The sequence below is a fragment of the Micromonospora sp. CA-249363 genome, from assembly GCF_050950185.1.
GTDB lineage: Bacteria > Actinomycetota > Actinomycetes > Mycobacteriales > Micromonosporaceae > Micromonospora.
This window is the reverse complement of sequence record NZ_CP192020.1, coordinates 2,021,071-2,044,200: the sequence shown is the minus strand read 5'-3', so window position 1 is coordinate 2,044,200 and position 23,130 is coordinate 2,021,071. Positions and strand designations below refer to the sequence as shown.

18 protein-coding genes are annotated in these 23,130 nt (G+C 70.8%); 11 read left to right on the top strand and 7 right to left on the bottom strand.

Features of this window, described 5'->3' with window-relative positions; translation table 11 throughout:
- Nucleotides 1–98: 98 nt before the first annotated feature.
- Nucleotides 99–1,739 carry an MDR family MFS transporter gene (locus ACQPZK_RS09450; RefSeq protein ID WP_433537919.1) on the bottom strand — a complete coding sequence of 547 codons (1,641 nt, stop codon included), beginning with the start codon at nucleotides 1,737–1,739 and terminating at the stop codon, nucleotides 99–101.
- Nucleotides 1,740–1,914: 175 nt separating this feature from the next.
- On the opposite strand from ACQPZK_RS09450, the gene ACQPZK_RS09445 reads away from it, so the two are divergent.
- Complete coding sequence (locus tag ACQPZK_RS09445; RefSeq protein ID WP_433537918.1) at nucleotides 1,915–2,532, top strand: TetR/AcrR family transcriptional regulator; 618 nt, start codon at nucleotides 1,915–1,917, stop codon at nucleotides 2,530–2,532.
- A 6-nt stretch (nucleotides 2,533–2,538) separates the two neighbouring features.
- Here ACQPZK_RS09445 and ACQPZK_RS09440 read toward each other — a convergent pair whose 3' ends face one another.
- Both ACQPZK_RS09440 and ACQPZK_RS09435 read right to left on the bottom strand, forming a co-directional pair.
- Complete coding sequence (locus tag ACQPZK_RS09440) at nucleotides 2,539–4,140, bottom strand: arabinofuranosidase catalytic domain-containing protein (protein WP_433537917.1); 1,602 nt, start codon at nucleotides 4,138–4,140, stop codon at nucleotides 2,539–2,541.
- 193 nt (nucleotides 4,141–4,333) lie between these two features.
- Nucleotides 4,334–6,169, bottom strand: coding sequence for an RICIN domain-containing protein (locus ACQPZK_RS09435; protein WP_433537916.1), 1,836 nt, complete (start codon nucleotides 6,167–6,169; stop codon nucleotides 4,334–4,336).
- 299 nt (nucleotides 6,170–6,468) lie between these two features.
- On the opposite strand from ACQPZK_RS09435, the gene ACQPZK_RS09430 reads away from it, so the two are divergent.
- From ACQPZK_RS09430 to ACQPZK_RS09415, 4 genes are read left to right on the top strand one after another with little or no spacing between them, the layout of a single operon-like run.
- The gene (locus ACQPZK_RS09430) at nucleotides 6,469–7,713 is read left to right on the top strand and encodes a sugar ABC transporter substrate-binding protein (protein ID WP_433537915.1); all 1,245 of its coding nucleotides are present in this window, start codon (nucleotides 6,469–6,471) and stop codon (nucleotides 7,711–7,713) included.
- Between the two features lie 18 nt (nucleotides 7,714–7,731).
- Nucleotides 7,732–8,703, top strand: a complete 972-nt coding sequence (locus ACQPZK_RS09425) for a carbohydrate ABC transporter permease (RefSeq protein WP_433537914.1) — start codon at nucleotides 7,732–7,734, stop codon at nucleotides 8,701–8,703.
- On the top strand, nucleotides 8,700–9,524 hold the full coding sequence (locus ACQPZK_RS09420; RefSeq protein ID WP_433537913.1) for a carbohydrate ABC transporter permease: 825 nt from the start codon (nucleotides 8,700–8,702) through the stop codon (nucleotides 9,522–9,524). The genes ACQPZK_RS09425 and ACQPZK_RS09420 overlap by 4 nt, the downstream gene beginning before the upstream one ends.
- Nucleotides 9,525–9,556: 32 nt before the next feature.
- A complete protein-coding gene (locus ACQPZK_RS09415) occupies nucleotides 9,557–11,269 on the top strand; it encodes an amylo-alpha-1,6-glucosidase (RefSeq protein WP_433537912.1) in 1,713 nt (570 codons plus the stop codon).
- Between the two features lie 262 nt (nucleotides 11,270–11,531).
- On the opposite strand, the gene ACQPZK_RS09410 is transcribed toward ACQPZK_RS09415, so the two are convergent.
- Nucleotides 11,532–12,545, bottom strand: coding sequence for a LacI family DNA-binding transcriptional regulator (locus ACQPZK_RS09410; protein WP_433537911.1), 1,014 nt, complete (start codon nucleotides 12,543–12,545; stop codon nucleotides 11,532–11,534).
- A gap of 214 nt (nucleotides 12,546–12,759) precedes the next feature.
- Here ACQPZK_RS09410 and ACQPZK_RS09405 point away from each other — a divergent pair, with 214 nt between their 5' ends.
- Nucleotides 12,760–13,209 (top strand): iron chaperone, encoded by a 450-nt coding sequence (locus tag ACQPZK_RS09405; RefSeq protein WP_433537910.1) that lies wholly within the window; start codon nucleotides 12,760–12,762, stop codon nucleotides 13,207–13,209.
- 43 nt (nucleotides 13,210–13,252) lie between these two features.
- Nucleotides 13,253–13,567: a hypothetical protein gene (locus tag ACQPZK_RS09400; RefSeq protein ID WP_433537909.1), complete on the top strand. Its 315-nt coding sequence runs from the start codon at nucleotides 13,253–13,255 to the stop codon at nucleotides 13,565–13,567.
- A 68-nt stretch (nucleotides 13,568–13,635) separates the two neighbouring features.
- Here ACQPZK_RS09400 and ACQPZK_RS09395 read toward each other — a convergent pair whose 3' ends face one another.
- A complete protein-coding gene (locus ACQPZK_RS09395) occupies nucleotides 13,636–16,479 on the bottom strand; it encodes a glycosyl hydrolase family 95 catalytic domain-containing protein (protein WP_433537908.1) in 2,844 nt (947 codons plus the stop codon).
- A 461-nt stretch (nucleotides 16,480–16,940) separates the two neighbouring features.
- Here ACQPZK_RS09395 and ACQPZK_RS09390 point away from each other — a divergent pair, with 461 nt between their 5' ends.
- The 4 genes from ACQPZK_RS09390 (at nucleotide 16,941) to ACQPZK_RS09375 (ending at nucleotide 21,265) form a co-directional block, all read left to right on the top strand.
- Nucleotides 16,941–18,515 (top strand): glycoside hydrolase family 43 protein, encoded by a 1,575-nt coding sequence (locus ACQPZK_RS09390; protein WP_433537907.1) that lies wholly within the window; start codon nucleotides 16,941–16,943, stop codon nucleotides 18,513–18,515.
- Nucleotides 18,516–18,546: 31 nt separating this feature from the next.
- Complete coding sequence (locus ACQPZK_RS09385) at nucleotides 18,547–19,584, top strand: LacI family DNA-binding transcriptional regulator (RefSeq protein ID WP_433537906.1); 1,038 nt, start codon at nucleotides 18,547–18,549, stop codon at nucleotides 19,582–19,584.
- 128 nt (nucleotides 19,585–19,712) lie between these two features.
- On the top strand, nucleotides 19,713–20,117 hold the full coding sequence (locus tag ACQPZK_RS09380) for a YciI family protein (protein WP_433539159.1): 405 nt from the start codon (nucleotides 19,713–19,715) through the stop codon (nucleotides 20,115–20,117).
- An 8-nt stretch (nucleotides 20,118–20,125) separates the two neighbouring features.
- Nucleotides 20,126–21,265: an RNA polymerase sigma factor gene (locus ACQPZK_RS09375; protein ID WP_433539158.1), complete on the top strand. Its 1,140-nt coding sequence runs from the start codon at nucleotides 20,126–20,128 to the stop codon at nucleotides 21,263–21,265.
- 16 nt (nucleotides 21,266–21,281) lie between these two features.
- Here ACQPZK_RS09375 and ACQPZK_RS09370 read toward each other — a convergent pair whose 3' ends face one another.
- Both ACQPZK_RS09370 and ACQPZK_RS09365 read right to left on the bottom strand, forming a co-directional pair.
- The gene (locus tag ACQPZK_RS09370) at nucleotides 21,282–21,962 is read right to left on the bottom strand and encodes a DUF6891 domain-containing protein (RefSeq protein ID WP_433537905.1); all 681 of its coding nucleotides are present in this window, start codon (nucleotides 21,960–21,962) and stop codon (nucleotides 21,282–21,284) included.
- 103 nt (nucleotides 21,963–22,065) lie between these two features.
- A complete protein-coding gene (locus ACQPZK_RS09365; RefSeq protein ID WP_433537904.1) occupies nucleotides 22,066–22,956 on the bottom strand; it encodes an SGNH/GDSL hydrolase family protein in 891 nt (296 codons plus the stop codon).
- Between the last annotated feature and the right edge of the window lie 174 nt (nucleotides 22,957–23,130).

Here is a 23,130-nt window from a genome sequence, read left to right as displayed (position 1 = left end):
ATTCAGTCGTAGGGCCGGTTCCACAAGAGCCGGCCCTCGGGCCAGGGGCCGCCACCGTCCGTGACGATGGCGGCCCCTGGTTCTGTGCTCTGGAGAGGTCAGCGCCGCTCGGGCGCCCCCTTCGCCGTGGCATCGGCGGCAACCTGGTCGAACGCGGGTGCCCCGTCGACCGCGTCGGCGGCCACCGCCGTCGACGTGGCGGCGTCCGGCAGGTCGAGGCTGGTCCGCAGGGTGACCGGCCGGAGCAGGAGCGCGGCGATGACGCCGACCACCCCGATGGCCGCGGAGATGAGGAAGATGTGGCCGGTGGCGTCGCCGTACGCGGCCCGCACGATGTGCTGGACCCCGTCGGGCAGCGCGGTGATGTTGAGGTTGCTGTCGCCACCGCTGCCGGAGGTGGGGATCCCGGCGGCGGTGAGGTCGCGCGTGATCTGGTCGGTGACCCGGTGGGCCAGCACGGCGCCGAGCACCGAGACGCCGACGGCGCCGCCGAGCGACCGGAAGAACGCGACGCTGGAGCTGGCGGCGCCGATGTCCTTCAGAGCCACTGTGTTCTGGACGGCCAGGACGAGGTTCTGCATGGTCATGCCGACGCCGGTGCCGACGATGAACATGCCGACGCCGACGAGCACCAGGGACGTCTCGTGGTCGATGGTGCCGAGCAGGCCGAACCCGGCGACCAGGATGATCGAGCCGGCGACGATGTACGGCTTGATCCGGCCGGTACGGGTGATCAGCCGGCCGGCGACGATCGAGGAGCCGAGGACTCCGGCCATCATCGGGATGGTGAGCAGGCCGGCCTCCGTGGGGCTGTAACCCCGACCGATCTGGAAGTACTGGCCGAGGAACACCGCGCCACCGAACATGGCCATGCCGACCGCGAGGCTGCCCAGGATGGCCAGGGCGGTGGTGTGCTCACGCACGATGGCGAGTGGAACGACCGGCTCGGCAGCCCGCGACTCGACCCAGACCGCCAGGGCGAGCAGGACGAGCGAGCCGGCCACCATGGCCGCGCTCTGCCACGAGACCCACGCGAACGAGCTGTCGACGAAGGAGATCCAGATCAGCAGCACGCTCACGCCCGCGGCGATCAGGCTCGCGCCCAGATAGTCGATCTTGACGTTGTCCCGTCGGAACGTCGGCAGGTGCAGGGTCACCTGGAGCAGGATCAGCGCGAGGACGGCGACCGGCACGCCCACGAAGAAGCACCAGCGCCAGCCGAGCCAGGAAGTGTCGACGATGAGACCGCCGAGCAGCGGGCCACCGACGGTCGCCACCGCCATGACGCCGCCGAGGTAGCCGTTGTAGCGGCCCCGCTCGCGCGGCGGGATCATGGCGGCGATCGCCACCTGGACGAGAGCCTGCAGGCCCCCGACCCCGACGCCCTGGAACGCGCGGGCCGCGATGAGCTGGCCGGCGCTCTGCGAGAAGCCGGCGATGACGGAGCCCAACAGGAACACCACGATGGCGACCTGGATGAGGAGCTTCTTGCTGAACAGGTCGGCGAGCTTGCCCCAGATCGGGGTGGTGGCCGTCGCCGTGAGCAGGGTCGCGGTGACCACCCAGGTGTACTGGGTCTGGGAGCCGTTCAACGAACCAATGATCTTGGGAAGCGCGGTCGAGACGACCGTACTGCTCAGCATCGCGACGAAGAGCACCAGCAGCAGGCCGCTGAGCGCCTCGAGGGTCTGCCGATGGCTCATCGGCTCGGCGCCGGGCGTGGTGGTGGGTGCGCTCATCGCGCGGCCTCCCGCTTGTCGTGGGTTCCAGGACGACAACCAGGCGTACGCGGCGTGTTCCGGGTACGAACGCCCGCCCGCCCGAGTTGGTTGCCTCACGCAAGCATCTACCGATCTTGCCCAGTCGGCAAGTTTGCCCATTGAGAAGCCGGTCACTCGACGTACGCTGACGGCGATGGACGAGATCACCGGCCTGCGCGAGCGCAAGAAGGCGGCCACCCGCCTGGCCCTGCACGAGTCAGCCCTGCGCCTCGCGGCCGAGCAGGGCCCCGACAGCGTGACCGTCGAGGCGATCGCCGACGCCGCCAACGTCTCCCGGCGGACGTTCTCGAACTACTTCTCGAACAAGGAGGAGGCGCTCTTCCACGGCGACACCGTGCGCCTGCGCCGACTGTTGCAGTTGGTGCGCGAACGGCCGGGCGGCGAGCCGCCGTGGACCGTGCTGGGCCGGGCGGCCGAACAGCTCACGGCGGAGTCGTCGCGCGAGCGGGACCACGACTGGCTGACCCGACGCCGGCAGTTGCGCGGACACCCGGGCCTGGCCGCCCACCAGGTCGCGGCGTACACCGCGATCGAGCGCGAGTTGGCGGCCGAGCTCGCGCACCGCCTCACCGGCGCCGAGGTGGCGCTGCGCGCCCGCCTGCTGACCGCGACCTTCCTGGCGGCCCTGCGCGTCGCCATGCAGCACTGGATCGACCACCCGGGCCACGACCTGCTGGAGATCGTACGAACCGCGCTGAACGAGGTCGGTCCCCCGCCGGCCGAGCGGCCGGCGGAGGACTCGACGCCCTGATCGCCGTCAGCGGTAACCGGCGCTCACCACGTTGGCCTGGACCGCGTTCTCCGTCGCGTCGGACGGGTAGCCCGCCACCATCGCGCCCTCGTAGAACGTGCCGGCGCTCAGGTTCGCGCCGCCGTCGGGCTTGCAGCAGTCGCCGCCGCTGCCCAGGATGATCGCGCCCTGCTTCTTCATCGGGCTGTAGCCGGGCGGCAGCGAACCGTCCCACAGCGTGTACAGGCTGCCGGACTGCGCGTCACTGCCCTTGATGGCGAAGCGGGACGTGCCGTTGTTCTTCAGCGTCGCCGTGACGAACTTGCTGGTGAACGCCCGCTGATTCGGGTTCCACGAGCTGCTCCCACCCGGGAACAGACCCCACTCCAGGTCGGCCTGCACCCACGGGCCCGTACCGGAGCAACCGCCGAACCAGCACTGCTTGCCGAAGTTGATGGCGTCCATCGCCCCGGCGGCGTCGGCCTTGCGCGTCGTCTCGCTGTTGCCGTAGTCGAAGCAGCAGCCGCTGTTGACGTGGGTGCCGCTGGTCACCATGTACATGCCCTCGGGCGCGGCGCCGGTCGGCACACCGGTCAGGTGCCCGTCCCGCCAGTAGCTGTTGCCCGGGTTGATGTAGAGCGAGTACGCCTTGGCTCCGCCCACCGTCAGCGACTCCGTCGTCGCGGTGGCCGGCCTGCTCTGCGGCGAACCCGGAACCACGCTGGACCCCTGGTACCAGAGGTCGTTGCCACGCCCGGACTGGTCGAAGATCACCGTGATCACGCATGTGGTGCCGGCGCAGAACGAGTCCTGCGTCGCCGCGTTGGCGGTGCCGCCCGTCCCCGTCAGCCCGATGTTCCGCGTCGTGTTGTCCGACGAGCGCCGGACCTGGTAGAGGTTGCCGGCGTACGTGCCGAAGAGGGCCCGGGTCGTGCTGTGGGCCGCCACGCACGGCGTGCCGCCGGAGGCGTAGATGTCGCACGGGCGGTCGCCACCCGGCGGCGGGGTGGTCGGCGGCGGGCCGGTGGTCGGCGGGGTGGTGGTCGGCGGCGTGCTCGGCGAGGCCCACTGCTGGTTGCCTCCGCCGTTGCAGGCCCAGAGGATGGCCTTGGTGCCGTTCGCGGTGCCGGCCGCGTTGGCGTCGAGACACAGCCCGGACTGCACTCCGGTGATGGTGCCGTTGCTGTTGACGTTCCACTGTTGGTTGGTCTGACCGTTGCAGTCCCAGATGATCGCCTGCGTGCCGTTCGTGGTGCCGCGGCCGGACGCGTCCAGGCACTTGTTGCCGTACACCGTGAGCTGCTTGCTCGACGTCCAGGTCCAGGTCTGACCGGCCGCGCCGTTGCAGTCCCAGAGCTGGGTCTGGGTGCCGTTGGCGGTGCTGGAGTTCGGAACCTCCAGGCACCGACCCGAGGCCGCGCCGACGATGGTGGTGCTCTGCCCCGGGACGATGGCCGCCGCCATCGCCGCGGCCTCCGCGGCGGACGACGAGGCGCCGGCCGTGGCGCCGACGGTGACGAGGACGAGGGCGCCGGCCAACGCGCCGGCCAGCAAGGCCAGGCGTCCGGGGCGACGTCTCGGGATGGGATCGCGGGCCAGGCCGGGCCCGGCGGGGGACGGGGTACGCACGGGGTGGCTCCTGAAGAGTCGTGGCAGCGCACGGGGTGTGCCGACGCGCCGCAGGGATGGTGGCGGGGCGGGCGAATCGATTCGTAGCGATCGTAGGAGCGGATTTTGATCAGTGTCAATGAATGCCCGGTCGGCGGGAATCCGGCGATGGCCACCCGTGCCGGCGGCCATCGCCGGGGTTCACGCGCGTCGCCTACCGGCCCCAGAGACGCCAGGTCTGGTTCAGCGGGCTGCCCTGACCGACCGCGTTGCAGGGCCACTGGATGACCGACGCCCGAGCCGCCGTGGACACGCCGTTGACGTCGACACACTTGCCGCTGTGCCGGGCCACGAGCTGGTAGTCGTGCGAGTCGTTGCCGGAGTAGGTCACCTTCCGGAGAGTGAACTGCTGGTTCTGCCCGTTCTGGCAGGTCCACTGGGTGACCGCGGCGCCGTTGGCGGTGGAAGCGCCGCTGACGTCGAGGCACTTGCCGCTCTGCTGGTTGACCACCGTGTACGTGTTGGCCACACCGGCGACCGGCCGGAAGTTCCAGAGCTGCTGGTCACCGCCCTCGCAGTAGAACTGCTGCTGGGCGTTGCCGTCGGCGGTGCCCAGGCCGGTGTTGTCCAGGCACTGCTGGGAGTGCTGGGCCACCGCCACCGACTGGAAACCCGCCTCGGAGGGCGGCAGGAGGGTCACCGTGTACGTGTCGTTCTGGTTGCCGTACGGCAGGTTGACCGTGGCGTTGTTGTTGGAGACGGTGACCACGGCGTTCGAGACCGTGACCGGCCCCTGCACCGCGCCACCGTTGTTGTACAGAATGCGCTGCGTGAGCACCCGCACCTGGTTGTTCTGCACCAGGCCGCTCGTCGCGTCGAGGCGTTGCAGGTTGACGGCCAGGTTGCCGGTCGTACGACCACCACCGACCAGGACCTTCGCCACCCCGCTCGCCTTCGTGGCGTACGCGTCGTAGGACTGACTGCCGGTCACCGACACGATCTCGCCGGTCTGCGAGGCGTAGTAGCGGTAGACCCACCACTCGCCCTTGGGCTGATGCTGGCCGGCCGAGTTGCGGACCAGCAGGTTGCCGAGGTCGTTGTGCAGGTTGCCGGCGCTGGCCCAGTTGGCCCGCAGACCGTCCGCGCCGGCCCGCTCCAGACGCGAGATGTACCAGGCGCCGTCGGCCGGGTTCTGCTCGTTGGTCGCTCCGTACTCGTTGATCTGGTACGGGCGTGGATGCGGGATGCCGCGCGGGTCGAGGGTGGCGTTGGCGGCCGCGACGTTGGCGACCGGGTCACCCGGCAGGGAGTGCCAGCTGACGATGTCCGGCACCGTGTTGGTCGAGCGTACGAAGTCCAGGTACTGGTTCCAGAACGCGTGGTTGGTCGACGGCACACAGGCGCAGCTCGGCCCGACGATGAGCTGGTTGGGGAACTCGGCGCGCAGCCGCTGGTACGTACGTCGCCAGAGCTCGAGGTACTGGGAGATCGGCCGGTTCCAGAAGATGGTGATGTTGGGTTCGTTCCAGATGTCCCACTGCACCGACAGCCCGGACGCCCGGACGTCGCCGATGAGCCGGGTCAGGAAGTTGTCGTAGTCGGTCCAGTTGCCGTTGTCGCCGGGGAACCGGGAGATGCCGGCGCCGTCGGCGCCCCACAGGTCGTGCGGCAGCAGGATGAACTGCCCGCCGAGGGCGACGGTCCGGCGCGCCTGGGCCAGTGTGGAGTTCCAGCGACGGTCGTAGTTCCCACCGACCCAGCCGCTGCCCGGTAGCTGCGCGCCGCCGGCGCGCATGTAACGGAAGTTGACGTCGCGGTAGAAGTGGTCGGGCGGGCCGCTGGCGTTCTCGGTCATGCCGTAGATCCAGCCGGACGCGCGGTAGGTCGGTGTTCCGGTGGTCGTGGAGAAGTTCACGCTTATCGACTCGTCGGCGGCCTGGGCGGGGGACGCGGCGACGGTGACGGCCGTGGTGGCGGCGAGCAGGCCGACGGCGAGTCGGGCGACGAGCGCGGTCGCTCGGCCGGGCCTGCTGCGGGACGGGGTTTTCACGGGCGGCTCCTTGGTGGGGCGCGGGGGACGCTCTCCGGAGGGCTGCGCTTGCGAATCGATTCGCAGGGATCGTAGGTCGGGGAATCATCCGTGTCAATGAAGTGACAGTTCGGTGAACCGGATGTTTCCCAGCGCTCGTCAGTCGGCCTGCCGCCCGGCTCTTGACCGCCGAACACGGACAGTCCTATCTTCGTGCGAACCGGTTCGTCGAATCGGTTCGCCTCATGGTCGGACGCGGTCCGGCCCGCGACGGTCACCACACGACCCCACCACACGATCGAGTTGAAGTGAGGCAGCACATGACACGACCCCACCGACGGCGGCGACTGGCCGCCGTCGCCGCGATAGCTCTCGCCGCCGCCATGACGACGGGCGCCTGCTCGTCGTCGTCCGGGGACTCCGGTGACGCGGGCGGCGCCTACCTCGTCTGGGACCCGTACCCCCAGTTCGCCGACGACTCCGACTGGGTCGCCCTGCTCAAGAAGTGCGGAACCTCGGCGGGCGTGACGGTCGAACGCACCGGCTACGACACCACCGACCTGACCAACAAGGCGCTGCTCGCCGCCCAGCAGGGCAACTCGCCGGACGTGTTGATCGTCGACAACCCGGTCATCTCGACCCTGGCCGAGGCGGGCGCGCTCACCACGACCGAGGAGAACAAGCTGGACATCTCGAGCATGGAGAAGAACCTGCTCGGTGCCGGCCAGAGCGCGGGCAAGACGTACGGCGTGCCGATCGGCGCGAACACGCTGGCGCTCTACTACAACAAGGACGTGCTCACCGCCGCCGGCGTCGACCCGGCCTCGGTGACCGACTGGGCGTCGCTGACCACGGCGCTCACGAAGGTCAAGGCCAAGGGCAAGAAGGGCATCACCTTCTCCGCGATCGGCACCGAGGAGGGCAGCTTCCAGTTCCTGCCCTGGTTCTGGGGGTCGGGGGCGCAGTTGACCAGCCTGGACTCGCCTCAGGCGGTCTCCGCGCTGACGCTCTGGACCGACTGGCTGAAGCAGGGTCTCGCGCCGAACTCCGTCATCAACAACACCCAGACGACGAGCTGGCAGGAGTTCGCCAGCGGCGACTTCGCGTTCGCCGAGAACGGCACCTGGCAGCTCGCGAACGCCGAGAAGCTGGGCTTCTCGTACGGCACCATCGCGATCCCGGCCAGCGCGGGCGGGCCGGCCCCGGCACCGACCGGTGGCGAGTTCGTCTCCATCCCGGTGCAGCGCAAGACCGACCGGTACGCGACGTCGCAGAAGCTCGTCACCTGTCTGACCAGCGCCGACAACCTCCTGACCACCGACACCACGCTCTCCTACGTCGCGCCGGTGGCCGCCGTGCAGGACCGGCAGGCCGCCGAGAACCCCAAGCTCAAGGTCTGGGTCGAGGCGGTCCGGGCGGCGAAGGGCCGCACCGGCGACAACCTCGGCACGAAGTACCCGAAGATCTCCGAACCCCTGTGGAGCGCCGTACAGGCGGCCCTGAGCGGTGGGAAGTCACCGCAGGAGGCGCTGACCGCCGCACAGGCCACGGCCGCGAACAAGTAAGAGCGCCGACCCGACGACATGACCTTCACGAAAGAGACCTCCACCACCACGCGGGACCACGGTGGGGCGGCCGACGCCGCCCCACCCGGGCCCACCTCGCCTCGTACCCGCCGGCCCGGCCGCTGGCTGGCATGGGGCTTCCTGGCGCCGACGGTCGTCTACCTGCTGGCCTTCTACGCCTACCCGCTCTACCGCAACGTCGAGCTGAGCCTGCGCGAGTACAACGTCCGGTCCTTCGTGCAGGGCGGCGCGCCCTTCGCCGGCCTGGACAACTACCGCACCGTCCTGACCGACCCGACGTTCTGGCCGACGTTGACCCACACCCTGGTGTTCACCGGCGCGTCGCTCGTCTTCCAGTTCGGCATCGGCATGGCCCTGGCGCTCTTCTTCCGCCAGCACTTCCCGCTGTCGGGCACCCTGCGGGCGCTGATCCTCGTACCGTGGCTGCTGCCGTTGATCGTGTCCGCCTCGACCTGGTCGTGGCTGCTCAACAGCGACTCGGGCCTGGTCAACGCCGCGCTCGGCGTCGTGGGGATCGACCCGGTCAACTGGCTCACGTCACCGACCTGGTCGCTCACCTCGGTGATCATCGCCAACATCTGGATCGGCATCCCCTTCAACCTGGTCGTGCTCTACAGCGGCCTGCAGGCCATCCCGGTCGAGGTGTACGAGGCGTCCGCGCTCGACGGCGCAACCGGCTGGCAACGGTTCTGGTCGATCACGTTTCCGCTGCTGCGCCCGGTCTCCGCGATCACGCTGCTGCTCGGGCTGATCTACACGCTGAAGGTCTTCGACATCATCTGGATCATGACCAAGGGCGGCCCGAGCGGCTCCTCCGCCACGCTCGCCACCTGGTCCTACCGTCTCGGCTTCGGCAACCTGCTGCCCGAGTTCGGGCCGGGCGCGGCGGTCGGCAACCTCCTCATCGTGCTGGCGCTGGTCGCCGGGCTCATCTACATCCGGTTCCAACGGAGGCAGCACCTACGATGACCACGTCACCGCCTCGCGTCTGGTGGAAGACCCTCGTCGGCCTGGCGCTGACCGGGCTGATGCTCTTCCCCGTCTACTGGATGATCAACGTGTCGTTCACCCGGGACCAGGACATGCGGGCCAGTCCGCCCCACCTGTTCCCGACGAACGGCACACTGGACGGCTACCGGGCCGTCTTCGACCAGCAACTCCCCTACCTGGGCACCAGTTTCGTGGTCGGGCTCGGGACGGTGGCGCTGACGGTGGCGCTCGCCGCCCCCGCCGGGTACGCGCTCGCGAAGCTGCGCCCACCCGGAGGATCGGTGTTGAGCTTCCTGCTGCTGATCGCCCAGATGATCCCCGGGATCATCATGGCGATGGGCTTCTACGCCATCTACCTCACGCTCGGCGTCCTCAACACGCTGCCCGGCCTGATCCTTGCCGACACCACGCTCGCGGTGCCGTTCGCCGTACTGATCTTCACCGCCTTCATGTCGGGCATCCCCGACGAGCTGCTCCAGGCCGCGGTGGTCGACGGCGCGGGTCGGCTGCGCACCTTCTGGTCGATCGTGCTGCCGGTCAGCCGCAACTCGATCGTCACGGTGTCGCTGTTCGCGTTCCTCTGGTCCTGGTCGGACTTCATCTTCGCCTCGACCCTCGCCGGCGGCGGCGACCACCAACCGATCACCCTCGGCATCTACCACTACATCGGCAACAACAACCAGCAGTGGAACGCCATCATGGCCACCGCTGTGGTCGCCTCCGTGCCCGCAGCCGTCCTGCTGATCCTGGCTCAGCGGTACGTCTCGATGGGCGTGACCGCCGGCGCCGTCAAGGACTGACCATCCGCACCACAGAAAGGCAGCCGCCACCCATGACTGTCGCCCCGTCCGGTCCGGAGTTCGCCATCCAGGACATCCCGTTCAGCTACCGGGGGTCCTGGCTCAACATCTCCCCCGTGGTCGCCGAGAAGACGTACGCCGACGACCTGCACCTGGTGTCGCACCAGACCGGGCTGCACCCGGTGCTCCGCCTCTCCCCCGCGGCCCCGGACGCCACCGTCGTCGCCACGCCCGCGCTGCTGACCTGGCGTGCCGGCTCCGGCCAGATCGAGGCCGTCTTCGACGGACCGGACACCCTGCGGATCCGGGGTCGGCAGCTCGGCCTGCGGATCTGCGCCGCGGCGGGCACGCTCACCCCGTTCAGCGGCAGCTACCTGTACCGCGACCCGGTCGACGGCTCGCACGTGTTCACCTCGTACGAGACCGGGCGTCGCTACCGGGTCACGGTGCTGGCCGGCGTGCTGCACCGTACCGACGGCGTCGAGGCGCTCGGCACCGCCGACCGGTCTCTTGCCCTCGCCGCCGACGAGCCCTGGGAGATCGCCGTCGAGGAGTACGCGACCGCGCGGCGGCCCTACACCACGGCCGTCGCGTTCGACCAGGTGTACGGCGACCGCAGCGCCGAGTTCGCCGCGTTCGTCGACGCGGTCGCGCCGTGGCGCGACGAGGACACTCCGGCCGCCGAGCTGGCCGCGTACGTGCTGTGGTCCGCCACCGTAGACCCGGCGGGCTTCGTCACCCGGCCCGCCGTCCTGATGTCCAAGCACTGGATGGACAAGGTGTGGAGCTGGGACCACTGCTTCAACGCGATCGCCCTGGCCGCCGGCGAGCCGGAGCTGGCCTGGCACCAGTTCCACCTGCCCTTCGACCACCAGGACGCCGCCGGCGCCCTCCCCGACTCGGTCACCCACTCCGAGGTCCTGCACAACTACGTCAAACCCCCCATCCACGGCTGGGCGCTGCGGCACCTGCGCCGACGCCTTCCCCACCCACCGGACCGGACGGCGCTCGCGCAGACGTACGACCGGCTGGCCCGGTGGACCGGATTCTGGCTGGACGCGCGCCGCGCACCCGGTGCGGATCTGCCGCACTACCAGCACGGCAACGACAGCGGCTGGGACAACGCCACCACGTTCGACGAGCACCGGGTCCTGCAGACCGCCGACCTGGCCGCGTTCCTCGTCTCGCAGTTGGACTGCCTGGCCGACCTCGCCGCCGAGCTGGGCGAGCCGTCCGACCGGTGGTCCCGGGAAGCCGACCGGATCCGCACGGCGATGCTCCGGGAGTTGTGGGACGGTGAGCGTTTCGCCGCCCGAAGCCCGCACACCGGGCAGCGGCGGACCAGCCGTAGCCTGCTCGACCTGATGCCCGTCGCGCTCGGCGCCGACCTGCCCACCCCGATCGCCGACGCGCTGGCTCGGGGTATCGAGGCCCACCTCACCACTCACGGGCTGGCGACCGAGCCGACGGACTCGGCCCACTACCTCGCCGACGGCTACTGGCGGGGCCCGATCTGGGCGCCCTCCACCGTGCTGGTCGAGGACGGCCTCCGGCGGGCCGGGCACACCGGGATCGCCGACGACATCAGCCAACGCTTCCTCGCGCTGTGCGAGAAGTCGGGTTTCGCGGAGAACTTCGACGCCGAGACCGGCACGGGGCTGCGTGACCGCGCGTACACCTGGACCGCCAGCAGCTACCTCATCCTCGCCGCCGCCCATCAGGAGCGCCGGGCCGCGCGGCGGTGACCGGACCGGCGTCGTCGCGCGGCCACGCGCGGCCGACGTGGTCGCGCGGTCGGCGTAGTCGCGCGGCCGACGTGGTCGCGCGGTCGCCGTAGTCGCGCGGTCGCCGTAGTCGCGCGGTCGCCGTAGTCGCGCGGTCGCCGTAGTCGCGCGGCCGGCATGGTCGGTCGCTCGGCGTAGTCGCGGGCGCTCGGCGCGGTCGCGGGCGCTCGGCGCGGTCGCGGGCGGCCGGCAGGGTCGCGGGCGGCCGGCGCAGCGGACCGGATCAGCCGGTCCGGACCGGGCCCGTGCTGGACCGCAGCGAGATGGGCGGGCTGTACAGGCGGTGCCGCGGCACGCTGCCGGGCGCCGCGATGATCTCCAGCAGCAGCGACACCGCCTCGGCACCCATCTCCCGCATGGGTACGTCCGCGGCGGTCAGCGGCGGCCGGAAGTCCTCCGCCCAGTGCTGGGCGGCGACGCCGGTGACGGAGAAGTCCGCCGGCACGGCCAGCCCGGCGCCGGTCAGCGCACGCTGCATTCCGGGCAGCGCCGCCTCGTTGATGGTGGCCACCGCCGTGACCTCCGGATGCGTGACGAGCAACTGCTCCACGCAGGCCTCGCCGGAGGCGGTGTCGTCACCGCAGCAGACGTCGATGCCGGTGAGGCCCCGCTCGGCCACCGCCGCCTGAAAACCGGCCAGGGCGCGGTGGCTGGGGCCGTAACCCGCCGCCACCAGCTCGGCGGAGCGGTTCACCAGGGCCACGTGGCGGTGCCCCAGGTCGGCCAGGTGATGCACGCAGCGTGCGATCAACCCGGCGTAGTCGATGTCGACCCAGCTCATGCCGTGCGCCTCGGCCGTGCGACCGATCGTGACGAACGGCAGACCCGTGCGGGCCAGCCGGGTCACCCGGTCGTCCTCCAACCGGATCTCCATCAGCACGACGCCGTCGACGCGACGCCCGCTGACGATCCGCTCGAACGAGCGGTCATGGTCGCCGCCCGACGGGGACAGCAGCACGTCGAGGTCGTGTCGGGCGGCGGCCTCGACGACGCTGGCGACGAAGCCCAACTGCATGTCGGTCAGCCGTTGGCTGGCCGGTGGAATCACCAGCCCGAGGGTGCGCGTACGCCCCTCCTTCAGCGCGCGGGCGCTGGCGTTCGGCCGGTAGTCCAGCTCGTCGATGACCGCCTGGATCCGCTGCCGGGTCGCCTCCGACACCGTCCGCTTGCCGCTGAGCACGTACGAGACCGTGCTGCGGGACACCCCCGCCCGTCGGGCGATCTCCCCGATGTTCATCCGCCGCCCTCGAATCGACTGCTGCCCCGACGGGGACGCGCCCTGCTCCGGTTTCCGAGCATAAGCGCTCGGCGAGCGGACCCGGACGCCCCGCCCCGGCGTATCCGGTCCGAGCCGGTCAGGAATCAAGAAGCTCGCCCGTACCGTCCGGGCCTAGCCTTTTCGCAGGTGGCCGGCACGATGCCGAACCACGACGAGCCAGAGGGAGCCCATAATGTCCGCGAAGTCCTCCACGACCGATTCCGACGGCTTCAGCGCCGAGGAGCGTGCCGCGATGAAGGAGCGCGCGGCCGAGCTGCGCGCCGAGGGCAGGAAGGGTGCCAAGAAGGCCGACGGGTTGCAGGCGGTCCTCGACCGGATCGCGCAGATGGCGCCGGACGACCGCGCGCTCGCCGAGCGGGTGCACGTGGCGGTCACCACCGCCGCGCCCGAGCTGTCGCCGAAGACGTGGTACGGAATGCCCGCGTACGCGAACGCCGCCGACAAGATCGTCGTCTTCTTCCAGGACTCCGGCAAGTTCAACTACCGGTACTCGACGCTGGGCTTCCAGGACCCGGCCAACCTCGACGACGGCGACCTCTGGCCGGTGGCGTACGCCCTGCGCGCGTGGAGCCCCGAGGTGGAGAAGCGGGTCGTCGAGCTGGTGCGCGCGGCGGTCTCCTGAACACGCTCTGGTGGGCCGTGCGCCCACCAGCGATCATCGGGACGTGTCGTTCTGGGAGTTCGTCACGGACGTCGGCGTACCGCTGGTCCTCGTCGGCGGCGCCGCGATCATCGCGGTCGGCGCGTTCACCGACCCGCCCGAGGAGTTCTCTCGGCCCCGCGGCTGGGAGTGGGCGTGGGTGGGCGTGTGGGTCATGGCGAGCGGCGAGGCGGCGTTCGGCACCGACCGACCGTGGTCGGAGCGCGCATGGAAGGGCGCCGCGGCCCTGCTCCTCGCGGTGGCCTTCGTGGTCGCCGTTTGGCGGCGGTGGCGGTGGCGCAGGCGGGCCCGGAGCGCGGACGGCAGCGCGGCGGGGTAGCGGCGGGTGGGCGGCACGCCCCGGCCCGCCGCCGATGCTCAGCCGGCGGCGGGCGGGAACGCGCCGGCTCAGGTGGTCGTGCAGGTGATGTCGGTCGGCGGGTTGTTGGTTCCCGTCGCGGAGGCGAGGAAGCCGAACGTGGTGGAGCCACCGGCCGGCAACGACCCGTTGTAGTCGACGTTCGTCACGCGCACGCTGGCACCGCTCTGGGTGTGCGTACCGCCCCAGATCTGGGTGATCGCCTGCCCGTTGGGGAACGTCCAGGAGACCGTCCAGCCCTGGATCGCCGTCGTGCCGGCGGTTACCGTGACCGACCCCTGGAAACCACCCGACCACGCGTTCGTCACCGTGTACGTGGCCCGCGCGCCGGACGGCGAGGGCGTGCTCGACACGGTCGGCGTCGGGGTCGGGGACGAGGTCGGCGTCGGGCTCAGGGTCGGGGAGACGGTGGGCGACGGCGTCGCGCTCAGCGTCGGTGACGGTGTCACGCCGGGCCGCGCCGCCCGGTACGTGTGACCGGCGCGGACCGCGAGTTGGACGACGTCCGTCTCGGGTCGGGTGGTGCTGGGCGTACTGCCGTCGGTCACGTCGACCAGGGTGAACGATCCGGTGAAGAGGCGGGCGCGCAGGCGTACGGTGCCGTCCCGGTCGGCGCGGACGCTGATCTCGTCGGCCTGCCCACTGGTCCAGGCCACGCCGACGGTGTACCCGCCCCGCCCGCGCAGACCCGCGACCTGGCCGGTGGGCCAGGCGCTCGGCAGGGCGGGGAGCAGGTGCAGCTCGCCGTTGTGGCTGTGCAGCACCATCTCGGCGATGCCGGACGTCGCGCCGAAGTTGCCGTCGATCTGGAACGGTGGGTGCAGGTCGAACATGTTCGGCGCGAGCCGGTCGGTGCGTACCAGGTCCTTCAGGAGCTTGTGGGCGCGGGCGCCGTCCTCCAGACGGGCCCAGTAATTGATCTTCCAAGCGAGGGACCAGCCGGTCCCGTCGTCGCCGCGCAGTTCCAGCGTCCGGCGGGCGGCCTCGTAGAGCTGCGGCGTGCCGCGCTTGGTGATCTGGTTGCTGGGATGCAGGCCGTACAGGTGGGAGACGTGCCGGTGGTACCGCTCGGTCTCGACCCAGTCGGCGAGCCACTCCTGCACGTTGCCACGGGAGCCGACGCGGTTCGGGGCCAGTCGGTCCCGCGCCGTCCGCACCTGGGAGCGGAACGTGGTGTCGACACCCAGTACCTCGCTCGCCCGGGCCACGGCGTCGAACAGGTCCCGCAGGATCTGGTTGTCCATCGTGGGGCCCGCGCAGACGCTGGCGTTCGAGTGGTGCGGCAGCTCCGGCGAGTTCGACGGGTTGGTGACCAGGTAACCGAGCGTCGGGTGGGCGACCAGGGTGTCGAGGAAGAACTGGGCGGCGCCCTTGAGCGCCGAATAGTTGGCCTGGAGGAAACCGGTGTCGCCGGTGAACAGGTAGTGCTCCCAGATCAGCGTGGCCAGCCAGGCGCCGCCGGTCTGCCACATTCCCCACAGTGCCCCGTCGACGACCGAGGCGCCCCGCCACGCGTCGGTGTTGTGGTGGGTGACCCAGCCGCCCGCGCCGTACTGCGCCTGGGCGACGCGCGCGCCGGTCGCCGTCAGATCCTTGATCATGTCGAAGACGGGCAGGAAACACTCGGCCAGGTTCGTGGTGTCGGCGGGCCAGTAGTTCATCGGCAGGTTGGCGTTGATCGTGTACTTCGAGTCCCACGGCGGCGTCATCGAGTCGTTCCAGATGCCCTGGAGGTTCGCCGGTTGGGTGCCCGGGCGCGAGGAGGAGATCAGCAGGTACCGGCCGAACTGGAACAGCAGAGCCGAGAACTGCGGATCGTTGGTGCTCGCATGCTGGGCGATCCGCACGTCCGTCGGCTGGTCGGCCGCTGCCGTCCGCCCGAGGTCGATGCTCACCCGGTTGAACAGGGCCTGGTAGTCGGCGAGATGGCGGCTGCGCAGCTGGTCGAAGCTCACCCCCCGCGCCGCGCTGAGGCGGGTGCGCGCGATGCCCTGGTAGTCGCCGTTGACCGTTCGGTAGTTGAGGTAACTGGACCCGATCGAGATCAGCACGGTCACGCTCGTGGCCCCGGAGACGCGCAGGGTGCCACCCGAGCTGCTGACCGTGCCGCCCGTCGCCACGGCGTTGGCCAGCGCGAGGAAACGCACCGAGCCGTTGACGCCCTCCATGGCCCCGGAGATGCCGTCGGCCGCGATCGTGGCGGCGTCGGGGCTCGACATCGTCGTCCGTTGTGGGCTGTCGAAGGTGGCGTTGAACGTGATCGAGTTGGCCCGGTCGGCGGTCAGTCGCAGCACGATCACCCCGTCGGGCGCGCTGGCGAACACCTCACGCTGGTACCGGACACCGTTGAGCACGTACGTGGTCGTGACGGTGGCGGTGGTCAGGTCGAGCGTCCGGTTGTACTGTGCCGCGCCGCTGGCCGAGCCGAAGGCGAGACGGAGGTTGCCCACCGGCTGGTACGCGAGTTGGCCGCCCGGGTTCCCCATCATCGTCTGGTTGATCAGGTCCTGCGCCGACGTCCACTGGTCGGCGAAGACGCGTCGCCGGATCTCGGCGAGGTTGGACGCGCCACGGGTGTTGGCGGAGTCGTACGGACCGCCCGCCCAGACGGTGTCCTCGTTGAGTTGGAGCCGTTCGGTGTCGACGTTGCCGAACACCATGGCGCCGAGACGCCCGTTGCCGATCGGCAGCGCGCGGAGCCAGTCGGTGCCCGCCGGCTCGTCGTACCAGAGAGCCATGTCGTTGGCGGCGAGCACCTGCGGTGGCGCGACCGAGCCGGCGCGGGCGACGGCGGACCACGCGACCGGTAGCAGCGCGGCGCCGGCGCCGGCGGCACCGGCGCGCAGCACGTTTCTTCGTGTCACTTCAGACATGGTTTCTCCAATCTGCGCAGGCCAGATGCCTCGCGCAGGTGGGGACGGCGCCGCTGGAGGCGCCGCCGAAATTTGGTGCGATGGCGGGACGTGCCCACGGCCGTACTGCCGATCGAGTCCTGGCGGGGACGGTCGGCGGCGGCCGGGGACGCGTGGTGGGCGCTCGCTGTTAGCGTTAACAGGCGCGGCCCGCGCGCACCCTCTGGCAACGTTCACAGTCGAGACCCGGCGCACCGGGCTCCCGGCGGCGCGCCATGCATCCTCCATAGACCTTCGTAGATGAAGACGCTGCTCGTCAATAGGTGTCGGTCATGTTTCGGATCGGTACGCAGAGGCATGCCCACGGCGCGCCCCCGGACACCTTGCCATCGACGCGGCTCGTTCGTAGCATCCAGGGGCACGAGATGTTATCGCAAACAAACCACGACATCTTGGCGCCGACCGCCCGGAGGTGGCAGCCCGTGTCCCCAGGGTCGTCGGCCGAGACGGGCTACCGCAACCCGGTCGTACCCGGCTTCTACCCCGACCCGAGCGTCTGCCGGGTCGGCGAGGACTACTACCTCGTCTGCTCAAGCTTCGAGTACTTCCCCGGGGTGCCGCTCCTGCACAGCCGGGACCTGGTCCACTGGCGACAGATCGGTAACGTCCTCGACCGTGCCAGCCAGTTGGAGATCCCGCCCGACGCCGACGCGTCCGGCGGCATCTTCGCGCCGACCATCCGCCACCACGACGGCCGCTTCTGGGTGATCACCACAAACGTCAGCCTCGGCCGGCATCTCATCGTCACCGCGGCGGATCCCACCGGTCCATGGTCGGAGCCGGTCTACCTCGACCTGCCGCACGTCGACCCGTCCCTGGCCTGGGACGATGACGGCACCTGCTGGCTGACGACCTCGGGAGTGGACGGCTACCGGATCGACCCGGACACGGGCCGGGTGCGGGAGGGTCCGATCGCGCTGTGGTCCGGCACCGGAGGGCAGTACCCGGAGGCTCCGCACCTGTACCGGATCGGCGAATGGTGGTACCTGCTGCTCTCCGAGGGTGGGACGCACACCGGTCACGCCGTCTCGATCGCCCGGTCCCGCAGCCCTCGGGGACCGTTCGAGCCCGCGCCGACCAACCCGATCCTCACCCACCGGGGCACCGACCTCCCCGTCCAGGCGGCCGGGCACGCCGACCTGGTGCAGGCCCCGGACGGCAGTTGGTGGATGGTCCTGCTGGGGATCCGGCCGAAGGGCCAGTGGCCGCCCTTCCACGTGCTCGGACGCGAGACGTTCCTCGTGCCGGTCCGCTGGGTCGACGGTTGGCCCGTTGTCGACCCCGTCCGAGAGGTCACCGCCGCGCCCGCCGGCACCCCACCGGCCCTGGCCGAGCCACCCGATCCGGGCGCGCACCGCGACGACTTCGACACGACCAGCCTCGCACCCGGGTGGGTCTCGCCCCGCTCCCGTCCCGACGCGGCATGGTCGTTGACCGAGCGGCCCGGATGGCTCACGCTGCACGCCAGCGGTACGACGCTGGACCGCGCCGGCGCGACGATCGTGGCGGCCCGTCAACGCCACCATGACTGCCGCGCCAGCGTGCGGGTCGATCCGGGCGCCGGCACGGGCGGACTCACCCTGCGCATCGACGAGGCGCACCACTACGACCTCGAGGTCCAGGACGCCGTCGTCCGCGTGCTCGGCCGGGTGGGACCGTTCCGGCAGGTCTTCGCGACGCTCGACGTACCCCGTGGTCCGCTCATCCTGACGATCGCCACCCGGACCCACGACCTCTACCCGCCGACGGTGACGTCCACCGCCGGTCTCGCCGCCACCGACGAACCCTTCGGGGTACGCGCCGCCACCAGCGACATGATCACGTTCGAGGTGGAGAGCACGGACGGCCAGGTGCTGCTGGCCGAACTCGACGGACGGTACCTCTCCACCGAGGTCGCCGGCGGCTTCACCGGTCGGGTCATCGGCATGTACGTGACCGACGGCGTGGCGGCCTTCGACTGGTTCGACTACCGCCCAATGGCGCGTCCGCCCACCTGAACGACCGGTACCGCGACCGTAGACTCGCCGTGTGAGCGACGAGAGCCGGCGGCGCCCCCGCAGACCGCTGAGGGGTGACCTGCCCGTCGCCACGATCGCCGAGCTCGCCGGAGTGTCGCCTCCCACGGTGTCCAAGGTCCTCAACGGCCGCGCCGGGGTGGGTGAGCAGACCCGGCAGCGGGTGGAGGCGCTGTTGCGCGACCACGGCTACCGCCGGCCGGAGGACGCGGCGCGAACCCGCTGCGTCGAGGTTCTCTTCCACCACATGCTGCCCTCGATCGCACTGGAGATCCTGCGTGGCATCCAGGAGGTCGCGGACGCGCGCGACTGCACCGTCGGGTTCGTCGACCTCCGGCACCGCGTGACGGCGGGGCTGCCCTGGATGGAGCCCCTGCTGCTGCGGCATCCGACGGCTGTCATCGCGGTCTGTTCTCTCGTCACCGCCGAGCACGGCCGACAGTTGGCCGCCATGGGCATACCGCTGGTCGCCATCGACCCGGGTGGAGAACTCTTCCCCACCCCCGCCGTCGGATCGAACAACTGGAGTGGCGCTCTCGCCGCCACCCGGCACCTTCTCGATCTCGGCCACCGGCGGATCGGGGTGCTCACCGGGCCGGTGCAGGATCTGGCGGCGCGGGCTCGCCTGGACGGCTTCCGGGCCGCGCTGGATCATGCCGGCATCGGATTCGACGACAGCCTCGAACGGCAGGGGGTGTTCAGCTTCGTGGCCGGCCGGGACCTCGGCCGCGAGCTGCTGACCCTGCCCGAACCACCCACCGCTGTCGTCTGCGGCAACGACCTCCAGGCGCTCGGCGTCTACGCGGCGGCCCACGACGTCGGCCGGCGGATCCCCGAAGACCTGAGCGTCGTCGGGTTCGACGACGTGGACCAGGCGGCCTGGACGTCACCACCACTGACCACGGTGCGACAACCGTTCACCGAGATCGGGGCCACCGCCGCCCGCCTCGCGCTGACGCTGGCGGACGGCCACACTCTGCCCCAGGAGCGGTACGAGCTCAGTACGGCGCTCGTCGTCCGGGGCAGCACCGCGCCACCCGCCCACCGCTAGCCGCGCCCGGACGGCGCGCCCCGAGCCCGCAGAAGTTTTTTCGGCGACCATGTCGAGAACGCACACGCCGCACCGTCCCCGGTGTGAACGTGACCAGAACGGGTCGCGCCAGCGAGAGGAACACGACGATGAAGTACCTGCTGCTGAAGCACTACCGCGGCGGTCCGGTCGGCGTGAACGACGTGCCGATGGACCGGTGGACGCCGGAGGAGATCTCGGCGCACATGCAGTACATGCACGACTTCGCCGCCCGGCTGGAAAAGAGTGGTGAGTTCATCGAAGGTCAGGCGCTCGCACCGGAGGGGGCCTGGGTCCGCTACGACGGAGAGGGACGCCCGCCGATCACCGACGGTCCGTTCGCCGAGACCAAGGACCTCATCGCCGGCTGGATGGTGATCGACGTCGACAGTTACGAGCGCGCCGTCGAACTGGCGGGCGAGCTGTCGGCCGCGCCGGGAGCGGGCGGGAAGCCGATCCACGAGTGGCTCGAGCTGCGCCCGTTCCTCACCGAGCCGCCCACCATCACGGAGTGACGTCCGCGATGGACCCGGCACTGCTCCGGAGCCTCACGCCGAGCGTGCTCGCCGTTCTCGTCCGCCGCGGAGCTGACTTCGCGGCGGGCGAGGACGCCGTGCAGGACGCGCTGGTGGAGGCCGTCCGCGTCTGGCCGGCCGATCCGCCGCGCGACCCGAAGGGTTGGCTGATCACCGTGGCGTGGCGTCGGTTCCTCGACACCGCCCGCGCGGACGCTGCCCGTCGCCGTCGTGAAGACGTCGTCGACACCGAGCCGACGCCCGGGCCCACGAGCGGGGTGGACGACACCCTCGCGCTCTACTTCCTCTGCGCCCACCCGTCGCTGACGCCGTCGTCGGCCGTCGCGCTCACGCTGCGGGCCGTCGGCGGGCTGACCACCCGGCAGATCGCCCAGGCCTACCTGGTGCCCGAGGCGACCATGGCGCAGCGCATCAGCCGGGCCAAACGGACCGTCTCCACCGTACGGTTCGACCAGCCCGGTGACGTGACCACCGTGCTGCGCGTGCTCTACCTGGTCTTCAACGAGGGCTACACCGGCGACGTCGACCTCGCCGCCGAGGCCATCCGGCTCACCCGGCAGCTCGCAGTCGTCATCGACCATCCCGAGGTGGCGGGACTGCTCGCCCTCATGCTGCTGCACCACGCCCGTCGGGCCAGCCGGACCGCGCCCGACGGCAGCCTGGTGCCGCTCGCGGAGCAGGACCGCAGCCGTTGGGACACGGCCGCCATCGCCGAGGGCGTCGGTGTCCTCCAGGCGGCCCTCGCTCAGGACCGGCTCGGCGAGTTCCAGGCCCAGGCCGCCATCGCGGCGCTGCACGCCGACGCTCCCACCGCCGAGGAGACCGACTGGGTGCAGATCGTCGAGTGGTACGACGAGCTCGCCCGGCTGACCGACAACCCGGTCGTCCGGCTCAACCGCGCCGTGGCGGTCGGCGCGGCCGACGGCGCCCGGGCCGGGTTGGCGGCCCTCGCGGGGCTCGACGACTCGCTGCCCCGGTACACGGCGGTGGCCGCGTACCTGCACGAGCGCGACGGTGACCTGGCGACGGCGGCGCGGCTCTACGCCGAGGCGGCCCGTAAGGCGGCCAACCTCGCCGAACGGGACCACCTGACCCGCCAGGCCGCCCGTCTCAACGACCGGCGGTGACGGCTCGCGCCCTGCCTCAGACGCTCGGCAACGGCGCGTACCACTGCGCGCCGGTCACCCGGACCCGCTGCGACTGCTTGCGGTTCCACTCCACCCGCATGCCGTGCCGGCGGAGCACCGGGAAGGCGACCTCGTCGAGTAGGCGTTCCAGGTCGGCCTGGTAGCGGGCCTGCTGCTCGGCCTCCGGCAGGGCCGAGTAGGCGGCCTCGTCGAAATCCGCAGTCGGGTAGACGCCGTAGCCGAGGTAGACCTCGCCGTCCTCGCTGGCGAGCAGCGACTCCGTGTCCTGCTGGTGGTACCACAGGTAGCCCTGCCAGTGCCGGGAGTCGTCGCGCTCGTCGTGGATCTCGGCGGACGCGCAGGTGCCGCAGCAGCTGAAGTTCTCCCTGGCCACCACGCCGAGCTCGGTGAGCTCGGCGAACGCGCGGGTCAGGTTGCCGCGCACCGCGCCCCACCGCTGCTGCTGCTCGCGCCGGGCGTTCAGCGCTCGCTCGTACGCCGACCTCAGGTCGTCGTCGGTGGCGCCGTGTCGGTCGTCGTCCTCGTCCAGGTAGTCCAGGAAGTCGTCGGGGTCGTCGTAGCCACGCACGACCCAGTCCCAGATCTCGGCCTCGATCTCGGCGCGACCCGGCTCGGCGACCCGGTCGGTCAGGAAGCGAACGCCCTCGGGTCGATCGTTGTACATCCATCCGTCCACGGCGAGGATCCTGACACGGGCCTCCGACAGTCTCCGGCGGTGGCCGTACGGACGGTCCGGCCCCGCCGTCGTACGGCGGGGCCGGCCTGAAGCGATCGCCCGGTCAGCTCAGGATGGTGAGCAGCGCGGTGGCCATGCCCTGCTCACCACGCGCGTTCGGGTGGAAGGGCGCGGCGGAGTTCTGCGGCACCAGGCCCTCGACCCAACGGGTGCCGCTGCTCTTGCACGCGTCCCGGCCGATCGACGGCGTGTAGACGTCGGCGTAGGTGGCGCCGTTCGCGCCCGCAGCGCTGGCCAGCATGGCGTTGAGCGACTTCTCGATGCCGCGCAGGTACGGCACGTCCTGGTAGGCGATCGGGACCACCGGCCAGCAGCCGTACCCGCTGTCGGGCAGGATCGCCGGGTAGCCGAGGACGACGACCCGCGCGTTGGGCGCGGCCCGACGGATCCCCTGGAGCACGGTGGTCACCTTCGGCACCGTCGCCGCGATCCGGGCCTGCAACTGGTCGGTGCCACCGGCCGTGTACCGGTTCTTGCAGGGCGAGCCGAGGGGACTGCTGAGGCTCGCCTCCGCGCACTCGCTGATGATGCCGGAGAAGCCGATGTCGTTGCCGCCGATCTGCACCGTCACCAGCGACGTGCTCGACGTGACCGCGTTGAGCTGCGGTGGCAGGTTGATGCCCAGTTGCCCACTGCCGCCGTAGAGGATGTCGTCGGTCGTGGCCCCGGAGCAGCTCACGTCGGCGAACGACGTCGAGCCGGCGGCCGCGGCCACCAGGGAGGGATAGTTGCGGTTCGACCGCAGACAGTTGAGGTCCACCTGGGTCGGGATCAGGGGACCTGCGGTGTACGAGTCCCCCAGCGCGACGTAGCGGCCGGAGGGGACCGCGGCGCTGGCGGGTGTGGTGACGGCGAGCAGGAGTCCGACGGTGGCCGTGGCGAGTGCGGCCAGTCGGGCGGTTGCCCGCAGGAGCGGCAGGCGGGGACGGGGCATGACGCCTCCCAAGGGAGATCGCGGCGATGGTGGTGGTGGTGGTGGTGGTGGTGCCGAGATCCTGTCCCTGAACGATGGCTAACGTCAATATAGATGGCCCTCACTAAATGACACCCTGGAATGTGGATCCCGCCGTTACCGCACACCCCTGCGACACGCGATGATCCCCCGGCG